At 60.3% G+C, this 17,979-nt stretch carries 17 protein-coding genes; 10 read left to right on the forward strand and 7 right to left on the reverse strand.

The features are described 5' to 3' along the window. Positions 1 to 76: 76 nt before the first annotated feature. The 3 genes from kdpB to ACSOSP_RS20870 form a co-directional block, all read right to left on the reverse strand. On the reverse strand, positions 77 to 2,134 hold the full coding sequence (gene kdpB, locus ACSOSP_RS20860) for a potassium-transporting ATPase subunit KdpB (RefSeq protein ID WP_455313740.1): 2,058 nt from the start codon (positions 2,132 to 2,134) through the stop codon (positions 77 to 79). A 123-nt stretch (positions 2,135 to 2,257) separates the two neighbouring features. Continuing rightward, positions 2,258 to 4,066 carry a potassium-transporting ATPase subunit KdpA gene (gene kdpA, locus ACSOSP_RS20865; RefSeq protein ID WP_455312813.1) on the reverse strand — a complete coding sequence of 603 codons (1,809 nt, stop codon included), beginning with the start codon at positions 4,064 to 4,066 and terminating at the stop codon, positions 2,258 to 2,260. Then, a complete protein-coding gene (locus tag ACSOSP_RS20870; protein ID WP_035566418.1) occupies positions 4,063 to 4,158 on the reverse strand; it encodes a potassium-transporting ATPase subunit F in 96 nt (31 codons plus the stop codon). Before ACSOSP_RS20870 ends, kdpA begins: the two co-directional genes overlap by 4 nt. Positions 4,159 to 4,559: 401 nt before the next feature. Between ACSOSP_RS20870 and ACSOSP_RS20875 the strand changes: the two genes are divergently transcribed. The 5 genes from ACSOSP_RS20875 (at position 4,560) to ACSOSP_RS20895 (ending at position 8,583) form a co-directional block, all read left to right on the forward strand. Next, positions 4,560 to 4,796: a type II toxin-antitoxin system Phd/YefM family antitoxin gene (locus ACSOSP_RS20875; protein ID WP_455312815.1), complete on the forward strand. Its 237-nt coding sequence runs from the start codon at positions 4,560 to 4,562 to the stop codon at positions 4,794 to 4,796. Positions 4,797 to 5,281: 485 nt separating this feature from the next. After that, entirely contained in the window at positions 5,282 to 6,601 is a 1,320-nt protein-coding gene (locus ACSOSP_RS20880) for an Nramp family divalent metal transporter (RefSeq protein ID WP_455312817.1), read from the forward strand. A 236-nt stretch (positions 6,602 to 6,837) separates the two neighbouring features. Then, positions 6,838 to 7,176 carry a DUF2946 domain-containing protein gene (locus ACSOSP_RS20885; RefSeq protein WP_455312818.1) on the forward strand — a complete coding sequence of 113 codons (339 nt, stop codon included), beginning with the start codon at positions 6,838 to 6,840 and terminating at the stop codon, positions 7,174 to 7,176. Between the two features lie 109 nt (positions 7,177 to 7,285). Next, complete coding sequence (locus ACSOSP_RS20890; RefSeq protein ID WP_455312819.1) at positions 7,286 to 8,209, forward strand: hypothetical protein; 924 nt, start codon at positions 7,286 to 7,288, stop codon at positions 8,207 to 8,209. Continuing rightward, positions 8,206 to 8,583 (forward strand): copper resistance CopC family protein, encoded by a 378-nt coding sequence (locus ACSOSP_RS20895; protein WP_455312820.1) that lies wholly within the window; start codon positions 8,206 to 8,208, stop codon positions 8,581 to 8,583. The genes ACSOSP_RS20890 and ACSOSP_RS20895 overlap by 4 nt, the downstream gene beginning before the upstream one ends. A 97-nt stretch (positions 8,584 to 8,680) precedes the next feature. Here the strand turns inward: ACSOSP_RS20895 and ACSOSP_RS20900 are convergent, their stop codons facing one another. Continuing rightward, positions 8,681 to 9,481, reverse strand: coding sequence for a class I SAM-dependent methyltransferase (locus ACSOSP_RS20900; protein WP_455312821.1), 801 nt, complete (start codon positions 9,479 to 9,481; stop codon positions 8,681 to 8,683). A 64-nt stretch (positions 9,482 to 9,545) separates the two neighbouring features. Further along, entirely contained in the window at positions 9,546 to 10,394 is an 849-nt protein-coding gene (locus ACSOSP_RS20905; protein WP_455312822.1) for an AraC family transcriptional regulator, read from the reverse strand. 304 nt (positions 10,395 to 10,698) lie between these two features. Between ACSOSP_RS20905 and ACSOSP_RS20910 the strand changes: the two genes are divergently transcribed. Genes ACSOSP_RS20910 through ACSOSP_RS20920 form a run of 3 tightly spaced genes read left to right on the forward strand, consistent with a single transcriptional unit; the run spans position 10,699 to position 14,509 of the window. Beyond that, positions 10,699 to 12,318 carry a sugar ABC transporter ATP-binding protein gene (locus ACSOSP_RS20910; protein WP_455312823.1) on the forward strand — a complete coding sequence of 540 codons (1,620 nt, stop codon included), beginning with the start codon at positions 10,699 to 10,701 and terminating at the stop codon, positions 12,316 to 12,318. Continuing rightward, a complete protein-coding gene (locus tag ACSOSP_RS20915) occupies positions 12,315 to 13,316 on the forward strand; it encodes an ABC transporter permease (protein ID WP_455312824.1) in 1,002 nt (333 codons plus the stop codon). The genes ACSOSP_RS20910 and ACSOSP_RS20915 overlap by 4 nt, the downstream gene beginning before the upstream one ends. A 47-nt stretch (positions 13,317 to 13,363) precedes the next feature. After that, positions 13,364 to 14,509 (forward strand): substrate-binding domain-containing protein, encoded by a 1,146-nt coding sequence (locus ACSOSP_RS20920; RefSeq protein ID WP_455312825.1) that lies wholly within the window; start codon positions 13,364 to 13,366, stop codon positions 14,507 to 14,509. A gap of 112 nt (positions 14,510 to 14,621) precedes the next feature. Here the strand turns inward: ACSOSP_RS20920 and ACSOSP_RS20925 are convergent, their stop codons facing one another. Continuing rightward, a complete protein-coding gene (locus tag ACSOSP_RS20925; RefSeq protein WP_455312826.1) occupies positions 14,622 to 15,047 on the reverse strand; it encodes a GNAT family N-acetyltransferase in 426 nt (141 codons plus the stop codon). A 102-nt stretch (positions 15,048 to 15,149) separates the two neighbouring features. After that, positions 15,150 to 16,040: a LysR family transcriptional regulator gene (locus tag ACSOSP_RS20930; RefSeq protein ID WP_455312827.1), complete on the reverse strand. Its 891-nt coding sequence runs from the start codon at positions 16,038 to 16,040 to the stop codon at positions 15,150 to 15,152. 181 nt (positions 16,041 to 16,221) lie between these two features. Between ACSOSP_RS20930 and ACSOSP_RS20935 the strand changes: the two genes are divergently transcribed. Beyond that, positions 16,222 to 17,085 carry an alpha/beta fold hydrolase gene (locus ACSOSP_RS20935; RefSeq protein ID WP_455312828.1) on the forward strand — a complete coding sequence of 288 codons (864 nt, stop codon included), beginning with the start codon at positions 16,222 to 16,224 and terminating at the stop codon, positions 17,083 to 17,085. Between the two features lie 66 nt (positions 17,086 to 17,151). Then, positions 17,152 to 17,898, forward strand: a complete 747-nt coding sequence (locus tag ACSOSP_RS20940) for an SDR family NAD(P)-dependent oxidoreductase (RefSeq protein WP_455312829.1) — start codon at positions 17,152 to 17,154, stop codon at positions 17,896 to 17,898. The last annotated feature ends 81 nt before the right edge of the window (positions 17,899 to 17,979 follow it).

The following is a 17,979-nucleotide window of genomic DNA, read 5'->3' on the forward strand; positions in this document are numbered from 1 at the left end:
AGTTAGATTGTATTGAGACCCAGGGTGGCCGCTGCCGGGTATGCATCTCACATACCCGGCGCACGCTACGCGCAGGTCAGGCCCAGCCGCATGCCGTCAGAATCATGTCGATGATCTTGATGAACGGGAACGGCAACAAGATCCCGCCAAGGCCGTACACCAGCAGATTGCGGCGCAACAGCGCAGCAGCCCCCAGCGGCCGGTACTTCACGCCCTTCAGCGCCAGCGGGATCAGGAACACGATGATCAACGCGTTGAAGATCACGGCGGACAAGATGGCGGACGAAGGCGACGTCAGGTGCATGATGTCGAGCACGCGCAATTGCGGGTACGTCGATGCAAACGCAGCCGGGATAATGGCGAAGTACTTGGCCACGTCGTTGGCGATCGAGAACGTCGTCAGCGAGCCGCGCGTCATCAGCATCTGCTTGCCGATCTCGACGATCTCGATCAGCTTGGTCGGATTCGAATCGAGGTCGACCATGTTGCCGGCTTCCTTCGCCGCCTGCGTGCCGGTGTTCATCGCCACGGCAACGTCCGCTTGCGCAAGCGCCGGAGCATCGTTGGTGCCGTCGCCGGTCATCGCAACCAGGCGCCCTTCCGCCTGATAACCGCGGATGGTCGCGAGCTTCGCTTCAGGCGTAGCTTCCGCGAGGAAGTCGTCAACCCCCGCTTCAGCCGCAATCGCCGCAGCGGTCAGGCGGTTATCGCCCGTCACCATCACGGTCTTGATACCCATCTTGCGCAGCTCGGCAAAACGTTCTTTGATGCCGCCCTTGACGATGTCCTTCAGCTCGATCACACCCAGGACGCGCGCACCTTCTTCGCGCCGGTCGGCAACCACCAGCGGCGTGCTGCCGCGACGGGCGATTTCATCGACCGCATTCGATACTTCCTGCGGATAACGGCCGCCATGACGCTCGACGTAGGACTTGACCGCGTCGGCCGCACCCTTGCGAATCTCGCGATCGGGCAAGTCGACGCCGCTCATGCGTGTCTGTGCAGTAAAGCCCAGGAAGGTCGCGTGAAGCGATGCCATCTCGCGCTGGCGAATGTTGAAGCGCTGCTTGGCGAGCACGACGATGCTGCGCCCTTCAGGCGTTTCATCGGCCAACGACGAGAGCTGGGCAGCGTCGGCCAGGTCCTGCTCCGAGAGACCCGGAGCCGGCACGAAGCTGGATGCCTGACGGTTGCCCAGCGTGATCGTGCCGGTCTTGTCGAGCAACAGCACGTCGACGTCACCCGCAGCTTCCACAGCACGGCCGGAAGTCGCGATCACGTTCGCCTGCATCATCCGGCTCATACCCGCCACACCGATAGCCGACAACAGTCCGCCGATGGTCGTCGGGATCAGGCAGACCAGCAAGGCGGCGAGCGCGGTGATCGTCACCACGTGGCCGGCCTTCACTGCGGAGACCGAGAACATCGAGAACGGCAGCAGCGTGGCGGTCGCGAACAACAGCACCAGGCTCAGCGCCACGAGCAAGATGGTCAACGCGATTTCGTTAGGCGTTTTTTGACGCTTGGCGCCTTCCACCATCGCGATCATGCGGTCGAGGAACGCCTCGCCCGGATTGACCGTCACGCGCACCACGATCCAGTCCGACAGCACGCGAGTACCACCTGTCACCGCGGTAAAGTCACCGCCCGATTCGCGGATCACCGGCGCGGATTCACCCGTAATCGCAGACTCGTCGACCGATGCCACGCCGTCGATTACCTCGCCGTCCGCCGGGATCACGTCACCCGTTTCGATCAGCACGATATCGCCTTTGCGCAGCTCCGTTGCCGTTGTAATGCGCAACGGCGACTTCGGATTCGCGTTTTCCAGCTTCTTCGCCATCACGTCGCGCTTGGCGCTGCGCAGCGACGCTGCCTGCGCCTTCGAACGGCCTTCGGCCAATGCTTCGGCGAAGTTCGCGAACAGCACCGTGAACCACAGCCACAGCGAGACCGCGAGAATGAATCCTGCCGGTGCTTCAGCCTGGCCCGAGAGGGCCGCGAGCCACAACACCGTGGTCAGGATACTGCCGATGTAGACGCAGAACATCACCGGGTTGCGCAGTTGCGTACGCGGGCCCAGTTTCCTGAACGAGTCCGCGATCGCCGGTACGACAATGGCGGGGTCGAACATCGAACGGGCTGCCGAACGTGAATGGCCACCACTCGGTTCCGGTGTTTTTTCCGGCGCCTTGTTCGGCGTTTTCACTGGCGGTTTGACAATTGTGTTCATACTTTCCTCTGTATCAGTGACCGCTTATTTGCCCGAGAGCATCATCAGATGCTCGACCACGGGACCCAGCGCGAGCGCGGGCACATATGTCAGCGCGCCTACCAGGACGACCGTGCCGAGCAGCAACACGACGAACAGCGGACCGTGGGTCGGCAAGCTGCCGGCTGTCGTGGCAATACGCTTTTTAGCGGCCAGCGCACCGGCAATGGCCAGCACCGGGATGATCGAACCAAAGCGGCCGAACCACATGGCAATGCCGGTCGTGATGTTGTAGAACGGCGTGCTGACCGTGAGGCCCGCGAAGGCGCTGCCGTTGTTGTTGGCGGCCGAGCTATAGGCGTAGAGAATCTCGGAGAATCCGTGCGGCCCGGGGTTGGATATGCCCGCTGTACCCGCCGCCGTCAGCACGCCGATCGACGCACCGAGCAGCACCAGGAACGGCGTGAGCAACACGACGATCGCGACCATCTTCATCTCGTACGACTCGATCTTCTTGCCGATGTATTCAGGCGTGCGACCGATCATCAGGCCGGCGACGAACACCGCGAGCATGGCGAAGACCAGCATCCCGTATAAGCCCGAGCCCACGCCGCCGAAGATCACCTCGCCAAGCTGGATCAACAACAGGGGGACGAAGCCGCCCATTGGCGTCAGCGAGTCATGCGCGTTGTTCACAGCACCGCACGATGCAGCGGTAGTCGCGACCGTGAAGATGCCGGATTGCGCAATACCAAAGCGTGTTTCCTTGCCTTCGGTGTTGCCGCCTGACTGCATTGCGGATGCGCTTTGGTCCACATGCAGCGACGCGAACAGCGGATTGCCTGCCTGCTCGAATGAGATCTCACCCCAGCACGCGATGGCAAACGCAATAGTCATTGCAGCGAGGATCGCGTAGCCCTGCCGCTTGTCGCCCACCATGCGTCCGAACACCACGCACAACGCCGCCGGAATGACGAGCATCGCGATCATCTGGACGAAGTTGGAGAACGGCGTCGGGTTTTCGTACGGATGAGCCGAGTTGGCGTTAAAGAAGCCGCCGCCATTCGTGCCGAGCATCTTGATGGCTTCTTGCGAGGCAACCGGGCCCATCGCGATCGTCTGCTTGTCGGCCTTGTTGTCCACCATCACCGGGTTGCCCTTGGCATCCTTGACCGGATTGCCCTGCGCGTCCGTCTTCGGCGTCTGGTAAGTCGTCACCTGAAGCGTGCCGACGTCCTGGTACGACTGGAAGTTCTGGATCGCGCCCTGGCTCACGAAGACCAGCGCGATAACCGTTGCCAGCGGCGCAAGGATGTACAGCGTGATACGCGTCAGGTCCACCCAGAAGTTGCCGATGGTCGTGGCGGTATGCCGTGCGAAGCCGCGAATGAGCGCGACGACAACGGCAATGCCGGTAGCAGCCGACAAGAAGTTCTGCACGGTCAGGCCGGCCATCTGCGAGAGATAGCTGGCGGTCGACTCAGGCGTGTAGTCTTGCCAGTTCGTGTTGGTCACGAAGCTGACGGCCGTGTTGAACGCGGCGTCCGGGGTCATGGCGCCGAAAGCCTGCGGGTTGGACGGCAGCCACTGTTGCAAGCGCATGAATCCGTACACGACGAGCACGCCGAGTGCGTTGAACGCAAGCACGGCGAATGCGTAGTGCTTCCACGACATTTCCGACTTTTCGTCTACGCCGGCAAGCTTGTAAAGCAGCGCTTCGACCGGACGGCCGATGCGTCGGACCACGACTGACGAACCATCGAGCACGTTGGTCATGTATCGGCCGAGCGGAATCGCGAGCGCGATCAGCACGACGATATAAAGACCCGTTTGAAATAGGGTATTGGCGTTCATTCCAGATCCTCCGCACGCAGTAGTGCGTACACGAGGTACACGAACAAGAGCAGAGTCGAAGCACCTGCCAGCAACAGCATCCAGGTGGTCATGGGCGACCTCCCGGGGCGCGACGCAGCTTGTCGCAACCGATGGCAAGAGCCGCGCACACTGCCCAGAAGGCGATGATGCCGGCGATATATAACAGGTCCATTGTTTTGATCTCCCGTAGCGGATTCGGACGTGCTGAAGGTTAGTTGATCGCGCGTAAACGGCCGGAAAAGAGAACTGGCGGGGGTATAAAGAAAGTGTAAAGACGCGGGGAGCGACAGGTGGAGCGCGGGGGCGTGTGAAGGGCTTGCGGGTCTGCCGGCGCGTGGAGTCGCGTTTGGCTGGCAGCGCTCTTGTCAGGCGCGGCATGACCGATGAAGGCGCAAAGGAGGAACAAGACTGGCGTGGTAACTTACGCGTCGATAACCGTGTATGACCAGGGCGTCAGCCCATTGGGAGCAGTATGCAAACCGTCAATATTCACGACGCCAGGACGCATTTTTCGATGCTTGTCGATGCCGCGGCAAACGGCGAAGAAATTACCATTACGAAGGCCGGCAAGCCCGTCGCCAGACTGGGGCCCATTCAGGGTGACCGGGCTCCGCGCCGTTTTGGTGGTTTGAAAGGAAGGGTGAAAATAGCTGACGACTTCGACGCGCCCTTACCCGTAGACATGATTGCTGTTTTTGGGGGCCGTTGACGCTTCGCCGGGAAGGCTGAGTTTTCGCAGCCGGCTTAACCGGCTGCCCTTCGATCGGGAAGAACTGGCGCCATGTGAAAACAAGCCAAGCCGAATTAAAGCGCCTGGCATGGTCAGTCTGGATTCGGTGCGTACACCAGCACTTTTATACCCCGCGGCTGTGCGAATCCACAAAAATCAGATCATTTGATATCGAGTCAGCGACGGCCTGACTTCAAGGACATCCGCCGTATCCCTTAGCGCCATGCCAAGAAGAGCGGGACAACAACGACCCCTTCCCGAAAGCCTTCTGATTTCAGCACTAAGCATATTGAAAGAAATTAACAACGAGAATACCCAAAAAAGCTGAAACTGTGCTTTGATTGCTTAACGCGTTAATCTGCCGCCGAGTAAAGCAATTAATGCATTGCATGCGACACCGCCATGGCGACCGCAATCCGGTCCGCGCAAAGCGATCCATTTTCTCTAACGTATTGAGCCAAGCAATGGATGATCGCGTCCGTCCGGAAAACAGCCGATCAATGAGCGACAGTACGACTCTCGCCATGCGTGAGGTGCTGGAAGGCCGCCGCACGGGCTGGTCGGTGCTCCTGCCCTTTGCCGGACCGGCAGTCGTGGTCTCCGTCGCCTATATGGACCCGGGCAATTTCGCGACCAATATCCAGGCCGGCGCGCGATATGGGTATGCATTATTGTGGGTTGTGCTGCTGGCCAACATCATTGCGATGTTATTCCAGTCACTTTCCGCAAAACTGGGCATTGTCACCGGGCGCAATCTCGCTGAGCTATGCCGGGATCATCTGCCCAAGCCGCTCGTTTATGTCATGTGGGCAGTCAGCGAAGTGGCAGCCATGGCCACCGACCTCGCCGAGTTCCTGGGCGGCGCAATCGGCCTGAGTCTGCTTTTTCACATGCCCTTGTTGATCGGCATGATCGTCACGGCAGTCGTCACATATGGCTTGTTGTTCTTCGAGAAAGCGGGATACCGGCCCCTGGAGCTGATCATTGGCGCGCTGGTCGGGATCATCGGCTTGTCCTACCTCGCCGAGCTGTTCATTGCGCCGGTAGCCTGGGGGCAAGTCGGACTGCATCTGTTCAAGCCGGACTTGCCCGATGCGCAAGCGGTGACCATCGCGGTGGGTATCGTCGGGGCGACGGTCATGCCGCACGCACTCTTTCTTCATTCGGGACTCACCCAGGGCCGGCATCCCCCGAAGACTGAGGGCGAACGCAAAAGGCTGCTCACGTTCTCTAACCTGGAAGTGATCATTGCGCTGACCATTGCAGGCCTGATCAATATGGCCATGGTCATCATGGCGTCGGGCGCTTTTCACTCGGGTCATCCGGAAGTGGCCGAGATCGAAACCGCGTATCACACGCTGGCGCCGCTGCTGGGCATTGCGGCTGCGGGCATTTTCCTGCTGTCGCTGATCGCGTCGGGCATCTCCAGTTCGGTCGTGGGAACCATGGCCGGTCAAATGATCATGCAGGGGTTTGTCGGCTTCCGCATTCCGCTTTGGCTGCGTCGCGCGATTACGATGGTGCCGAGTTTCGTCGTGGTCTGGCTGGGTATGAATGCTACGCATGCGCTGGTGATGAGCCAGGTCGTGCTCAGTCTTGCGCTGCCGTTTCCAATGGCGGCGCTCGTGTGGTTCACGTGCCGCGAGGATGTCATGGGTTCGTACAAGAACCGGACACTGGTGAGAACCACCGCCATTGTTGCGGCCTTCGCCGTGCTGGCCCTCAACGCGATCCTCTTGCTGCAAACATTCGGCGTGGACATTCCTGGCCTGCCAAGCGTTTGAGCGGCTAAGGCCTCGCGTGGGGCAATACTTCTGCTCATATTCCAGTAGTGCAACCGAGAACGCTCACGTCAGGCACATTGATGCCGCATGACGATTATTGTGTTTTGAAGCGCCTGACAAGTGATTAACGCGTGGCATAATCGGCGCCATATCATCGACTGCCCGGTGTTGATCAGAGCATGTTCCGTCGTCGCTTACTGAAGATAGGAAGTATCCTGGGATTGCTAGCAATCCTGATGACTTCTATCGCGCCGACGGTCTCGCACGCGCTAGCCTCGCATGACCGGCTAGGCCAGGCGCTCAGCACCTATTGCTCGTCTGACCCGGCCTTCAGCGAAGCGGGTGACAACGAAGCAGGCAACGGCGACTCCTCCTCGCACTCCGGTGCACTGCATTGGCAGGCTTGCGGCTATTGCGGCCTGCTCGCTCATTTTCCCATCCTGACCGGTTCGACGGTGGCCTTTGCCGCCGCTGTGTCGGTGACCAGTGCCCCGCTTCCCGTGGTACGCGCAGCCGTTCGCGCAGTGCCGCTTTTCACCGCTGCCCAGCCGCGCGCGCCTCCCGTCGTTTCCTGACTCTTTCGTATCTATCGCTCGCACCGCTGACCGCGGCGCGATGCCGTCACGCGCCAAACGCGACGGCGTGCAATAGCGCGCTTAAAACGATCATGACAAAGGAAACACAATGCGTACGCTTCTAAAGCGGCATGCGGCGCCTGCACGCGCCGCGCTTATGTGGGCGGCTGGAGCCGCCTGCCTTGCGGGACCATCGCTTGCCTGGGCGCATGCGGTGGTCGGCGACCGGGTCTTCCCCGCGACGATGGCCGTTGACGATCCCGGCGTCGGCGATGAATTCGACTTCCAGTACGGCCACATCAAAAGCCCGACCGACGATGGCGACAACATGAACGTCAACACCGCCACGTTCGAATGGGACAAGCTGATTACGTCGAATCTGGCGTTCAGCATTGGCAGTGCCTACGTCACGCAGAATGCGCCCAACGGCGGTTCTGCGAAGGGCTTCGACAACGTCACGCTCGGCCTGAAGTATCTGGCTTATTCCAACCCGCGCCATGAGTTCATGGCATCGGTTGGCGTAAATGCGGAACTGGGCGGCACAGGCGCTCGCGCGATTGGCGATTCGTCGTCCACCATCACGCCGACGGTCTATTTCGGCAAGGGCTTTGGCGACCTTCCTGAGAGCCTCGGCTTCCTGAAGCCATTCGCGATCACGGGTGAAATTGGACCTAACCTGACGACGTCCCGATCGTCACCGAACTCGCTCGACTGGGGCACGACGCTGCAGTACAGCATTCCGTATCTGCAGCAGCAGGTGAAGGACCTCGGCTTGCCGCAGCCGCTCGCCAACCTGATTCCGGTGGTCGAGTTCCCGATGAACACCTGCACCGCGGGGCCGTGTTCCGGCCATACGACCGGCACGATCAACCCCGGTTTCATCTGGCTCAACCGCTATGGTCAGCTGGGTATCGAAGCGCAGATTCCGGTCAATCGCGCGACGGGCAGCCATGTCGGAATCCTGCTTCAGGCGCATCTTTACTTCGACGATATCCTCCCTAACTCTGTGGGCAAGCCCCTCTTCAAGCCATGAAAATCGCCCTTTTGAACCCTGCCACCGTGCGTACTTTGATCGCCGCAGCCGCTCTCGCGAGTGCGCAGCTCGCTCACGCGCATGCCTATCCACAACATCAGGAGCCAGGCGCCGGCGCCACGGTCTCGACCTCGCAAAAGGAAGTGGCGATCGAATTCGACGATGGACTCGAACCCGCGTTCAGTTCGATCGCCGTCACCGATGCACAGGGCAAGCCCGTCACCAGCGCAAAGTCAGTGGTTGATCCGGCGGACAAGAAGCACATGTCGGTCGCGCTGGATGCGTTGACGCCCGGTGTTTATTCGGTCGCCTGGATTGCCGTCGCCGACGACGGGCATCGCACCCAGGGGCATTACAAGTTCACGGTCAAGTAGGCCAGGACCGATCGCCATGGCGAGTCACGCAAGCGCGTGACTCGCGATCGCTTAACCGGACCGCGCTGCGATCACGAGCACGCGGCCAGATGCGGCTTTAGTTTTGCCCGACGCCCTTGAAGAACGTATAGCAAAACACGCCATCGTCTTGCGTGGTCCTATGCAGGTCCCTGATACCGTCATCGAAATCTTCCGGCTTGATCAGCCCGGCCGATATTGCCGATGCACGCACGCCCTCGATCATCGCGGTAAAGGTTTTTCTTGTGAATCCGTCCACCAGATCGGGCCGGCTCGAGTCTGCGTACACCATGCGCGGCGAGACGCGAACCTGATCGAAACCTGCCGCGTTCATCAGCGGATATAACTGCCTGCCGATAAGCGCATTGCCGCCCGCTTGCTGTTGCAACGTGATTTGGCACTGAATGGCAGCCCGGGCCGCAAGACTGTCCGGATGAAAATAGGTCGAGCCATGATCCCCTTCAATGACCGTCATCGTGCCGCCGGGCTTAAGCAAGCGCTTAAGCCGTATAAGCGCTTCCATCGGCTGCGCGAGATGCTCCAGCACGAAGCAGACAAAAACGTGGTCGAAAGACTCAGGTTCGAATGGCAGCGAAAAGATATCGGCTTGCCGGAACGTGACGTTCTTCAGTCCGGCAGCGCGGACTTTTTGTTGCGCTGCGTCGATAGACTGAGCACTGATGTCGATAGAAGTAAATCGCGCAGCCGGGCTGCGCGCGGCTAGCGTAACCGTCTGCGCACCGACGCCGCATCCGGCCTCCAGCACGCTGTGACCGGCGGGATAAAGCGTGTCGAAGTGGAGCAGGTCGGTTAGCGTTCGCGCCTGGTTTTGCAGGCGCTCGTTCTCGTTCCACTGATAACCGTGTACATACGCATCCATGAATCCAGACCTCCTTCAGGCAGGTGGCCCAGTGTCACGATTCACCCGTTGCGCGTCTTGAACGTTATTGCAGCGCACGCACGGCAGCTTTCTGCCATGCACCGGGCGTGAATCCAAAGTGACGGATAAAAAGCCGGGTCATGTGGCTTTGATCCGCGAAACCACAAGCCGCCGCCGCTTGCGCCAGGCTAAGTCCTTGGCGGATCAAACCTCGCGCCTGCTCGGCGCGCTGTAGCAGCAGCCAGGCATGCGGCGGTACACCATAGGTCTTTTCGAAGCGGCGCAGCACCTGGAATTTACTAAGGCCGGACATGGTGGCTAGTTCAGTGAGCGTTGGCGGATCAAGCAGGTCATCGCCCAGCCGTTCGCGAACCCGTCTCAGGTCGCCCCCGATCTCCTGGACCGGTGAAGTGGTGGAATGGACGTTCAACAAGAGCGCACAGGTCTGCACCAGGGATTCTTCACACGCAAGAACATGGGTGTTGGTCGAGTGTTGTCCGGCGCCGCAATTCTCCACGCGGTGAAACAGTTCCCGCAGCGCAGCACGGAGTCTCGCGTCTTCTATAACGGGACGCGTGAGCGCTACATCCGCAGCAGCGCGAGACTGAGGATCGCCCAACATGGAAGCGATCACCGCGGGCTCCAGGTACACCATGCGCCAGCGACGCGAAGCGCCGCCAATCGGCCGGCCGTCATGCACTTCACCGGGGTTGGTCGTGATCAGGTCGCCTGCGTAAGCCTCGACCTGTCCCTGACCGCTAGCGGAGCTCTGCGCACCGCTCTCCAGCAGCCCAAGGCCAAACGTTGCATGCCAGTGTTTGCCGTAGTGGCGAGCGCTGTTGATGTCCGTGCAATAGACATCCGCCCAGGGCGAGCCGAAAACGCGACAGGTGTGATCAGGATTGACCTTCATGTCCCGAAGACTACCGCAAGTCGGGCGGCAAGTTGAGCAGCGAGTGACAGCACAAATACGATAAAACCATCCGCTGACAGCCCTGAATCGATTTCAAGCCGGGTTTACCAGAAACGAAATGATAGTTACATCGAAAGATACGATCATCACATTTCAACGGTGTTCATCACGCCCTCACGCCCGTAAATGTTATTGACTCGCCATTTGGGTGATGAGAAGATCACAACATCGTTTTGCGATGAAGAGCAAAAAAATCGCAAAAACATAAAATAATTTCGTCATGCAGACGAAGGAGACAAGCGAGATGAGTGAGCCGGTTGCGGCCGCATCATCGCCTCAGGTTCCGTTGATCCGTGTCGCGGGCGTCACCAAGCGGTTTGGCGGCGTGCAAGCGCTTCGCGGGGTCAATCTCGAAGTACTTCCCGGAGAAGTCCATGCGTTGCTGGGCGAAAACGGAGCCGGGAAGTCAACGCTGATCAAGATCCTGAGCGGTGTTCATGCTTACGACGAAGGGTCCATCGAGATCGCGGGCGAGAGAGTCGCGTTCGACTCCCCGGCGCAATCACGCGCCGCCGGTGTTGCCGTCGTCTACCAGGACCTGAGCCTGGTCGAATCCCTGTCAGTCGGGGCAAACCTGATGCTGGGACGAGAGCCGCGCACGCGGCTGGGGTTCGTCAAGAAACGCCAGCTCATGGCTATGGTCACCGACTTTCTTCGGGCCCACGGCATTCCACTCGATGCACGAACGCCTGTGGGTTCCCTCCCCTTTGCTTATCGCCAGATGACGGAGATCTGCAAGGCGTTGATGGGAGACGTGCGCATACTGATTCTCGACGAACCCACCTCGGCGCTGACCGGTGGTGAGGAACAGATTCTCTTCGACGCCATCCGCACGGTCACCAGTCGCGGTGTGGGCGTCATCTACGTGACCCATCGGTTGAACGAGGTCTTTCGTATTTCGCAGCGCGTCACGGTTTTCCGTGACGGCATGAATGTCGGGATGTTCCCAACGGCGCAAACCGACATGAAGCAACTGGTGGCGGCAATTATCGGCCCCGGCCACGCGGCCTTGCATGCGCGGGAGAGGACCGCCGTGGGCTCGGCGAGCGATTTGCCTACCCAGGAGAAGAAGAACGTTGCCGTAGCCGCCCAGCCCGTCCTTACGTTGTCCAGAGTGTGCAACGACCGGCTTCGCGATGTGGACCTCACCGTCTGCAAGGGCGAAGTCCACGGACTCGCGGGATTGATCGGCAGCGGCCGTACCGAGATCCTGGAAACCGTCTTCGGACTCAGGGCGGTAGACACCGGCAGCATCGTGATCGACGATCAGGCGATGTCACGAATCACACCGGCCCAAGCCATCAAACTTGGCGTCGCGCTCGTGCCGGAAGACCGCCATGTGCAGGGCCTGGTTCTCGATCATTCCATCGAACGAAACCTCACTCTGCCGCGGCTGCCGCAATTTTCGCATTGGGGTTGGCTGCGCAGCCAGGCTGCCGTGCAGCAGGCGCAAAGCTCGATGAAAAAGCTCGCTGTCAAAGCACCCGGATCCTCCACGTACGTCAAGTTCCTGTCCGGCGGCAATCAGCAGAAAGTGGTTTTCGCCAAGTGGGATCACCCGCGTCCCAAGCTTCTGTTACTCGACGAACCCACGGTCGGCGTCGACGTCGGCGCGCGCGAGGAAATCTACGGCGTGGTCCAGGACGCCGCGCGGGCCGGAACAGGTGTTCTGGTCGTGTCGTCGGATCTCGATGAACTGCTGCGCTTGTGCGACCGGATCTCGATTGTCGTCGATGGCCGCATAGTCAATACCCTGGATCGCGCTCATCTCGGCAACGCCGAAGCGCTGCATCACCTGATTCAGCTTTCCCGTTCTACCAACGAGTCCCCCAAGGGGACTTCCTTCGGGGCGCACGCAACATGAACGACTCTGTCTCAACGCCCGCGACTGACGAGCAGGCAGCCCAACAGCGGCGCAGCCGCAAGTGGCAGTTAGTGCGGCTCCTGTTGCAAGGCAACCGGCCCTACGCGCTGTATTTCGCGTTTGCAATCTTGCTGGTCGTGTTCAGCTTTGCGTCGCCGTGGTTCCTCTCCATCGACAACTTCCTGAACATCGGCCGCCAGACCGCGCTTGTGTCCATCATCGCTATCGGCATGACGTTCGTGATCATCGCCCGGCAGATCGACTTGTCCGTGGGGTCCGCACTGGCGTTGTCCGGCATGTCCGCCGCACTCGCGATGGCTCATATTGGCGACAACTGGATCATCGGCGCCATAGCGGGCATTGGGACCGGCGCAATCGTGGGGGCGATCAACGGGTTCGTCGTCACAAGGCTGAATATTCCTTCGTTCCTGGTCACGCTTGGGACCCTCAGCGCGGCGCGCGGGCTGGCACTGCTGGTCACCACGACCCGGCCGGTCATCATCACCAACGACTCCTTCGTCTCGATCTTCGGCGAAGGTGACATCTTCGGCGTGCCGGTGCCGATCATCTGGACCTTGCTCGCCGTGATCGCCGGCATCCTGCTGCTTCACTACAGCGTCTTCGGCCGGCAGATCTATGCGGCCGGCGGCAATCCGACCGCCGCGCTTTATTCAGGGATCAACATCAGGCGCGTCACCACGCTCGCGTTCATCCTCACCGGCATGCTTGCCGGGCTCGCCGCGCTCGTCCTGTCCGCGCGCTCTCACGCAGCGCGGCCCGATGTCGTGCAGGGACTCGAACTCGATGTGATCGCCTCCGTGACGCTGGGCGGTTGCAGCCTGTTCGGCGGCAGGGGGTTCGTGCTCGGCACGCTGCTGGGCAGCCTGATTATCGGAACGCTGAATAACGGTCTTGTGTTGCTGGGCGTGAGTTCTTCGCTCCAGCTTGTCATCAAGGGGGCGATCATCGTCGCGGCGGTCGCCTTTACAAAGAAGTGACGCAGCAGGCAGGGGACGAAGTACATCAAAACCAACGGAGGAGAATCATGAAACATCGTCGTGGCTCAAGAATGGTGTTAGCGGGCATGATGGCAGCGGCAGGCGTTGCGGCCCTGTCTTCTTTGGACGCCAGCGCGCAGTGCGTGACCGGACTGCCAGTTGCATCGATAGGACCGAAGACAATCGTCGGGCAAGGACCGAACGGCGAAAAAGCGGCGTCGGTGGATACGGTGAAACTGAGCGATGCTGACGTAGCCAAGATCAAGGCCGGTAAATTCAAGGTCGGCATTTCGATGCAGACCATGAATCTCGACTGGTCGCAACTGCAGGTCCAGGGCATTACCGACACGCTGAAGAAATACGGCGTGGAGGTCATTGGCACGGCGTCGGCCGAGTACCAGGTCGACAAGCAGATTGCGGATATCGAGAACACCATTCAGCGCCATCCGGACGGCATCATCTCCATTCCCGTCGATGGAACTGCGACCGCCGCAACGTACAAGAAAGTGTCGCAGGCCGGCATCAAGCTGGTGTTCATGGACAACGTGCCGGCCGGCCTGAAGCATCCGGAACAATACGCGTCCATGATCTCCGCCGACAGCGAAGGCAACGGCCAGATCGCGGCGAAGGTTCTTGCATCGTGCGTAGCCAAAGGCTCGACCATTGGACTCGTGAATTTCGGCGTGGACTATTTCAGCACGAAGGAACGCACCAAAGCGGTCAACGACTGGATGGCGAAGAACCGGCCCGACCTCAAGATCAAGCAAGTGGACTTCACCGACCCGTCGAAAGTCGGGCAAATTGCGGGCGACTTCCTGACGGGTAATCCGGACGTCAAGGGACTGTTCGCCGTGTGGGATCAACCGGCGCTGGACACGCTGACATCGATGCGCGCGCAGGGCGTGAACATCCCGGTGACCACGGTTGACCTCGGCCTTGAATCCGCGATCGAGATCGCCAAGGGTGGACCGCTGAAGGCAACCGGTTCGCAGCGTCCCTATGATCAGGGCGTAGCCGAGGCAATGGCCATGATGAAGGCGCTCATTGGACAGACGCCGCCGGCATGGATCGGCGTGCAGTCGTTGGCGGTGGTTCAGTCCAACGTGCTCGAATCGTACAAGACCGTCTTCAAGAAAGATCCGCCGGCTCAGTTGGCCGACGCTTGCACGAAGGCGAAGCCGGCTTGCGGCTGATGTGATGGTTGAGTGATGCTTAAGTGATGCGGGCGGAGCGCGCTTGGGTGGTGCGTGCTTCGCCAGCGACCTCTCTGCTGCCGCTGGATTCGCGTGGTCGGCCAGCCAGGACCTAAAGCGCGCGAGAGAGCCGCGTCAGCGTATCAACAGGGTGCCAGCCGGCCTTTTCCCAAAAGGCCATGGCCGCGCCGTTATCAACAACGACATCCAGATGCACCCATCCCAGGTGATGTTCCCGGAGACGCTCGATACATATATCGATCATTGCCTTGGCGAGACCCTGATCGCGCGAAGCCGGTGCGACCACGACGTGCTGGAGGAATCCACGGCGGCCATCGTGGCTGGCAAGGGCGCAGCCGACCAGTTCGCGATCATTGACGGCAACGACGCTCAGACCCGGGTTTCTGGCGAGCAGACGTTCAATCCCCTCGCGGCTGTCGGTAAGGGGACGAATGTCGACCCCTGGCGTGCTCTTCCACAGAGCAACGACAGCGTCATAGTCAGCCAATACCATTTCTCGAATCTGTGCGCCCATCATCCATCCTGTCAAGATCGGTTGTTTAAGGTTGGGGATTGCGGCTTGGCCGGAGCCACCAAAGCAATCTGGCCGATCACATCTATCACCGCTTACCCACCGCCATCAACTGGTGGCGTGCATCATCAACTCGTCTGCCCTCGACAGAAATAGCTTCAGGACGGGAGAGGTGTTCGACTTGCTGTAGCCGATAACAAGATCGATCGTCGGTGTCTCACCTTCAAGAGGACGGCTGACGACCGACCACGGCAAGAGGTTGTTTGCGTACTCCGGCATCAACGCCAGCCCGCGCGTGGATGCCACGAGCGACATGGCCATCGCCAGATTGTCGACGCCGTGCTCAGGCGTGATGTTGACCCCGTTCGCTTCCAGATACCTCTCGATCACTGCGTGCAGCACCTTCGCCTTGTTCGAAGCCATGATGAAGGGCTTGCCCACGAAGTCCTCCGGACGGATCGTTTTTTGCTCGGTAAGCGGATGATCGCTTGGCATCAGTGCAATCAGCTTTTCGCGGCTGACTACGCGATAGTCCAGATCAAACCCCGGTTCGGCACGCAGAAATGCGAGATCGAGCTTGCCGCGTGCGAGCGCATCGGCGAGGTCCGGCGAATAATGGCTCGATACCGTCACGTCGATATTCGGCAGTTCATCGCGCAGCACCTGCATCGCGCGCGGCAGCCAGGTCATTTCCTGACCGGTCAGGAAGCCGAGCGCGAACACCTGCTTCGTCGGTTGCGCGGCACGGCGCGCAGCCTCGACCGCGGCATCGACTTGTGTAAGCGCCAGCCGTGCATGGTCGAGGAAAGCCTTGCCCGCAGCCGTCAGCTCGACCCCACGCGCACTACGGTTGAACAGTTCCGCTCCAACTTCGTCTTCCAGGTCACGGATTTGCCGGCTCAGCGACGGCTGCGACGTGTGCAGGCGGCGCTCAGCCGCAACGGTGAGGCTACCGGTCTCCGCGACGGCCAGGAAGTACCGCAAATGTCTGAGCTCCATACGCTTCCTTCAATTTAGTCATGCCTGACAGGCATGTCCGCCAGCCTACAAAGTCTTTTTACTCTGCGCAAGACCCCACTACATTACCCATCAGGCAGCGACGAAACGGCAACAGCCTCTTCATCGCAACGACTCGACATCCAAGCCGCTCCATGCCTTTCATCTATATCGGAGAATCGCCATGACCAGCCACACCCACCAAACCGCCCCGACGCAATTCGTTGATGCAAACGGCATCCGCTTCGCCTATCGGCGCTTTGGCAAGACAGGCGGCGTGCCGCTCGTGTTGAACATCCACTTCACCGGCACGATGGATCACTGGGACCCGGCTGTCACGAACGGTCTTGCGCAGGGCCGCGAAGTGATCCTGTTCAACAACGCCGGCATCTCCAGCACGTCAGGCGAAGTACCGCAGTCGATTGAAGAGATGGCTGCCAATGCCGCCGCCTTTATCAAGGCGCTCGGGCTCACGCAAGTCGACGTGCTCGGTTTCTCGATGGGCGGCCTGATCGCCCAGGAACTGGCGCTGGCTGAACCGAAACTCGTACGCCGCCTGATATTGGTGGGAACCGGCCCCCGCAGCGGCGAAGGCATGGCATCGCTCACGCCGGAAGCACAGGAGATTTTCGGCGCGAATTACGACGAGCCGGATCACTTGTGGCTGCGCGTGCATTTCTCGCCGTCGGATGCGAGCCAGGCAGCCGGCCGTAAGTTCCTGCAGCGCTTTCGCGAGCGCACCGAAGGCCGGGACCCCGAAGCCAACGACAAGGTCGCGCCGGCGCAACTCGCCGCACTCGGCAAATGGGGCGCGCCGCGCGAGAACCCTTTCGATTATCTGGCAGCGCTCGCTCAGCCCACGCTCGTGATCAACGGCGATAACGACGTAATCATCTACTCGATCAACTCGTGGATCCTGCAGCAGAACATTCCGAATGCGCAGCTGATCATTTACCCCGATGCCAATCACGGCTCGCTGTATCAGTACCCCGAGCGCTTCGTGATGCATGTCGCGCAGTTCCTGTCCGAGAGCGACGAACACGCGTGAGCCATCGCTCATGTTCGTGCACTGAAATCGTCAGATCGTTTTCAATCAACCTGCAGGAGTCTGATCATGACCAACCTCACCGGAAAGACCGCTCTCGTCACAGGCGCTTCGCGCGGCATCGGCCGGGCTAGTGCCCTTGCACTGGCAAGCCAGGGCGCGCAAGTGCTGGTTCACTACAGCAGCGGAGAAAAAGAAGCGGACGCCGTGGTTGCCGAAATTCGTGCAGCCGGTGGCAACGCTCAAAAGGTCGCTGCGAATCTGCGCGATGCGGACGGCCCGCATACGCTCGCCCAACGTGTCCGCGCCGTGGTGGGCCATCGACTGGACATTCTGGTGGCCAACGCCGGTGTTTCGAAAGCGGCAAGCATCGAGGAAACGACTGTCGAAGATTTCGACAACCTGTTCGCCGTGAATGTACGGGCGCCCTATTTCCTCGTGCAGCAATTGCTGCCGGTGATGTGCAAAGGCAGCAGCGTGGTTCTGTTGTCGTCGCTCGCAGCGCGGTCGGTGGTCGGCAAGCTGCCCGCATACGCCGCGACCAAGGGCGCGGTCGATACCCTCGTCAAGCATTTCGCCTCCGCACTTGGCGAACGCGGTATTCGCGTGAATGCGGTGGCGCCCGGTGCGGTCGCAACCGATATGTCGAGTTTCATGAAGACTGACGAAGGACGCGCGGTTGCGATCGGCATGCAGGCGCTAAAGCGCGTCGCGCAACCGGATGACATTGGTAGTGCGGTCGCGTTTCTCGCATCGGATGCGGCGCGCTGGATTACCGGCGAAACGCTGAACGTAGACGGCGGCTCGAAGCTCTAGGCGAACCAGATCAAGCAGATTTCCAGCGCGGGTGAAAAATCATATTGATTAGGTATCCACACTTAAATTAAACGCAGCACC

Source organism: Caballeronia sp. KNU42, assembly GCF_053760385.1.